Below are 4,269 nucleotides of genomic sequence, written 5' to 3'. Positions count from 1 at the left end.
GAAGGAGGAAGAACAATGAAATCACATGCATTCTTCGTTTGGATCGCGATGCTCGTTGCATTCTCCGCAAATGCGCAGATGGAAGAAATCGTTGTCACTGGTATGCGCTCTGGCGAATACAGTGAAATGCCTGCAGTGACAATCAAGAAATCTGCGGACTTTCTGGTACAAGAGATCCGCCTTGTCAATGACAGCCGATCCCCGGAGCTTCGTAAGAAGGAAATCATCTCCACGATCGATGCGATGCTCAGACGCGCATCATCGGAGAAGCGCATAGCCCTATCGTATGGAGAGGGGTTTCTGGAACCAGTGGAACTCAACGACGAGTCTCTTCAGATTCTGGAAGACAAGAAGCGTACCGATACGAGCACGATCGACATATTCGTCAAGACGACATTGGCTGCCAGTGATAATGCGAAGGAACGGATTGCAGAGCTGCGTGCGTTCATTGGACGTGCGCAGCTTGCCGGGCGAACAGAAATTGAGCCTCTCGGCGACATTGGTCTGAGCATCGTGAATCCGGAGCGATATCGCTACGACATCCTCGCAAAGATCTCCGAGGAAAATGCTCGCATAGTCCAGGCAATGGGAACCAAGTGTCGCATCAAGCTTGGGGGTCTTGAGGGCCGAGTTCAGTGGGAGCGCACAGACGTTGCTGAACTCACATTGTTCATTCCATACGGCATCGAGGTTACCGACTGCACGTATGCGCCCTAACAATGGCGTACAAGAGGACACGACCGAGGGATACTTCTGGACTCTCTTGGTTGGGCAAAGATAGGCGGTAATCCTGAGCCGATTTTTGTTCGGTCCAGCGGCGATTGTCGGCGGTATCGTTGGACCCGGACGGCGGGATTGTTGTAGTCGTTGGTTTGGCGTTCTGGGTTGCTGTCGGAACAGGAACCTATGCACTTACGCATTAATAGCTGCGGCGTGCCCCCAAACACGGTGGCTCCGACTCGCAGAGGCGAGGCGCCTCTGCCCGCGCCACAGCGGTGGCGTTAGGCACCAGAGCACACATCCCATGCCAGTCATTACCCTCCGCGAGATCACTGCTGATACGGTGCGTCAGATAACGAGTCTATCGGTCAGACCGGAACAGGCGCACTTTGTGGCAGGCAATGCAATTTCGCTTGCCGAGGCGCTCTTCTCTCAGGAAGCGTGGTACAGGGCGATCTATCAAGGGGAATCCCCGGCGGGCTTCGTCATGCTGCGGGATGAAACGCTCAGAGCCAATCCACCATCACAGCCGAAGGTGGGCCTGTGGCGATTCATGATCGACGCCAGATTCCAAGGTCAGGGCACAGGCAAGGCTGGACTCGAGCAGGTCATCTCACATGTGCGAAGCAAGCAAGTCTTTGCGTCCTTGAGTACTTCTTATGTTCCTGGTCCGGGCTGTCCTGAGCCGTTCTACAGGCGTTTCGGTTTCAGGCCTACCGGCAAGTTCAATGCGAAAGGCGAAGTCATGCTTGAGCTCATCCTCTCTTCCAATGGGACCTGACCTCCGTCAAGGGGCACGCCGACGCGCAGGTCACCGCCCTTTACGTCGAACGGCAGGACTGAGATTGCGCGCATGAAGAACCCTCGATGCGAGCTGGGGTTGTTGATGGCTGGAGCCATCGCTTGTGCTGGCTGCACTGACGGAGTGCCCGTGGTTCTCGAATCGCGACGCTTTGCTTCGCCGGATTTGAAACACGAGGCAACGGTGGAGGCTGTAGACAATGCCCTTGGGTTTGGCCTTGGCGCCATCTACGATGAGGTCCACGTCTGGGTTCCTGGCGCCACGTTCCAGCACGGTGACTCCGACAGTACTGCTGTTTTCTATGCGGAGTCGGCGTATCCCGAGGGCGTTGGTCCCACGGTGCGCTGGCTTAATCCACATCGGCTTGTTATTCAGTATCCGGAGAAGAATCCCCCAGGCCGCATGAAGAGCGAGATGTTGGGCATCTCCATTACGTACGAGGCCGTTCCTCTTGAAGCGTATGCCGCTGCGCAATCTGCATCAGAGCCATAACAAGTTTGCTCAAGAGCCGACGAGCCGAAAGGCGCCGCGCGGCTCAACAACAGCGTCTTAAGGAGAAAGAATGCAGATCACTACGCCAAGCTGGCGCTCGAATCTGCCATGTCCATGCTGTGGGCAAGGCCACCCGATGCTCGTAGCATGCACACGCTGCGGACATATCGCCGCGGAATGCGAAGAGGTCGGGACTTTCTTTCCGAATGCATCCAACCTGGAAGCAAGCAGAATCGTAGCCGTGTACTGTCTGCGGTGCCTCAGGCCGCAGGTTGTTTGTTGCCGCTACATCAGAGCAGATTCAGTGCGCAGGCTTCGTGCCCGGGCAGTACCAATGAGAGCGCTGCGCCCCAACAAGCGGATCAAGTTCGCGCGCACTGCGCGCCCGACTCGCAGAACCGATGCGCTCTTGCTCGCAGCCTACCTACGCCGTTAGCCATGGAGAACGAATCACAAGAGCATCAGATTCTGGAACTTGGAGGTCCGCATGGATCGCTGACGTTGCAAGCACTTCTGATGGGCGACCATGAAGAGGCCGGATACGCAGTGATTGCGACCGAGGCCGATGGTTTCAAAGGATCCTCATCATTCCACTTTGATGCAATTCGTCTGGCAGCATTCGTCCGGGACCTGGACAGGTTGCGGCAGGGTGAGGATGGAAAAGCGGTGTTTGAGCTACCGCAGTACCCGGACTGCCAGATCATTGTTCAGCCCGCCCATGCGCCAGAGTTCGCATCCGTCAAAGGCGTCATTGGGTCCGTGGTGGGTGTTGCACCGGGACTGGGTTATCGGCTCTCAGTCCGGTTCGGGTTCTACTTTGAACGCAGGCAGTTGGATCAGCTTTGCAACCTGTATTGGTCTAGAGCGCATGTACGCCAACAAGCGTTAGGCGAGAGCACGATTTGATCCGGGCGTTGGCCCGCCCGCACACAAACAAACAGCACCATGCCCACACCTGTCATCGTCGCTTTGGACTTCCCTACCGGGACCGAAGCCATCGCCCTGGTCCACTCGCTCGGGGTCGAGGCTTCGTTCTACAAGGTCGGCCTGCAGTTGCTCACCGAGGAAGGTCCGGGTGTCGTTCGCGAACTGGTCACGCTCGGCAAGCACGTTTTCCTGGATCTCAAGCTTCACGAGATTCCCAACTCCGTCTCCGGCGCAGTCTGCGCAGCTGGCAAGCTCGGTGCCTCCATGGTCACTGTCCATGCTTCGGGCGGTTCGGCCGTGCTTCGCGCCGCCGTCGCTGCCGCAGCGCCGTTCCCCAACCTCAAGGTGCTGGCGCTGACCGTCATCACCAGCCTGGCGGACAACGACCTTCCCGAAATCGGCCTTGCTCCTTCCGTTCAGGAGCAAGTAGAGCGCCTGGCCAAGCTCGCGGCAGCGTGCGGCTGCCATGGTGTGGTGGCTTCGGCCAACGAAGCAGCCTACCTGGTCAGCCAGCTTCCGCGGGGCATGCTCATCGTGACACCCGGTATTCAGCTTGCGGGTGCAGCGGCAAACGATCAGACGCGCATCGCTACGCCGCAACTGGCGCGCAGGTCTGGGGCGACACACATCATTGTCGGCCGCTCCATCACGCAAGCAGCCGATCCGCGGGCAGCGTTCAGAACGGCAGTCGCGGGCATGGTCGGTGCGATTGCGGGCTAGCCAACGCGTGAAGTACGTTCGCTTTTCTTGCGAAATGCAGCCGACTTTGACCTGTTGCCGATGCCCATGCAGCCGCCCGCCTTCGACGTCGAAGTCTTCCGCCCCAAGGAATCGCCATGCCAAGCACTTTGATAGAAGTTCGCCGCTCCTACCGTCCGGAGCAAGAAGCCGGCATCGTCGAAGCGGTGCAGGCGGCGCTCGTCGAAGGTTTCAAGATTCCCGAGCAAGACCGCTGTGTCCGGCTCGTGTCGTATGAGCCTCACCGGTTCATCTGCTCACCCGATCTGACCAGGCCGGAGTGCTATACCGTCATCACGGTAACTGCGTTTGCTGGACGTTCGCTGGACGCCAAGCGCAATCTCTCGGGGCATTACCGAGCGGCTCGAGGAGCTGGGCATTCCGGCGAGTCATGTCACGATCATCCTCAATGAGGTTCCGCGAGAAAACTGGGGCTTGCGGGGTGGCAGGCCCGCTTCGGAAATTGAGCTTGGTTTCAAGGTCGAGGTTTAGGTAGTTTGACTGCCGTGAAGTCCTGGGATGTCAGGACTGGGGATTCTGTAGGTCAGGCTTTAGCCTGACTGTTTTCAGGCCGGCTAAAGCCGGCCCCA

General features: G+C 58.1%; 5 protein-coding genes and 1 pseudogene. All 6 read left to right on the top strand.

The annotated features are described in order from the left end of the window. Nucleotides 1-717, top strand: a 717-nt coding sequence (locus tag V7D81_RS19985) for a hypothetical protein (protein ID WP_324319590.1), incomplete at its 5' end; no start/stop codon positions are given. Nucleotides 718-1,024: 307 nt separating this feature from the next. Beyond that, nucleotides 1,025-1,501, top strand: coding sequence for a GNAT family N-acetyltransferase (locus tag V7D81_RS19980; protein ID WP_324319588.1), 477 nt, complete (start codon nucleotides 1,025-1,027; stop codon nucleotides 1,499-1,501). Between the two features lie 150 nt (nucleotides 1,502-1,651). Further along, a complete protein-coding gene (locus V7D81_RS19975) occupies nucleotides 1,652-2,014 on the top strand; it encodes a hypothetical protein (protein ID WP_324319586.1) in 363 nt (120 codons plus the stop codon). 438 nt (nucleotides 2,015-2,452) lie between these two features. Continuing rightward, nucleotides 2,453-2,920, top strand: coding sequence for a hypothetical protein (locus tag V7D81_RS19970; protein ID WP_324319584.1), 468 nt, complete (start codon nucleotides 2,453-2,455; stop codon nucleotides 2,918-2,920). Nucleotides 2,921-2,959: 39 nt separating this feature from the next. Continuing rightward, nucleotides 2,960-3,661 carry an orotidine-5'-phosphate decarboxylase gene (gene pyrF / locus V7D81_RS19965; protein ID WP_324319582.1) on the top strand — a complete coding sequence of 234 codons (702 nt, stop codon included), beginning with the start codon at nucleotides 2,960-2,962 and terminating at the stop codon, nucleotides 3,659-3,661. A 116-nt stretch (nucleotides 3,662-3,777) separates the two neighbouring features. Next, nucleotides 3,778-4,171: pseudogene (locus V7D81_RS19960) on the top strand (tautomerase family protein). Nucleotides 4,172-4,269 lie beyond the last annotated feature (98 nt).

This window comes from Povalibacter sp. (assembly GCF_036735925.1).
In the GTDB taxonomy this organism is placed as follows: Bacteria; Pseudomonadota; Gammaproteobacteria; order Steroidobacterales; family Steroidobacteraceae; genus Steroidobacter.
The sequence above is the reverse complement of the archived record's forward strand: the minus strand, read 5'-3'. Positions and strand labels throughout refer to the sequence as shown.

Excerpts from the sequence above, each read along its gene's own strand:
- pyrF (WP_324319582.1), top strand. The coding sequence starts at position 2,960 with ATGCCCACACCTGTCATCGTCGCTTTGGACTTCCCTACCGGGACCGAA.
- V7D81_RS19970 (WP_324319584.1), top strand. The coding sequence starts at position 2,453 with ATGGAGAACGAATCACAAGAGCATCAGATTCTGGAACTTGGAGGTCCG.
- V7D81_RS19980 (WP_324319588.1), top strand. The coding sequence starts at position 1,025 with ATGCCAGTCATTACCCTCCGCGAGATCACTGCTGATACGGTGCGTCAG.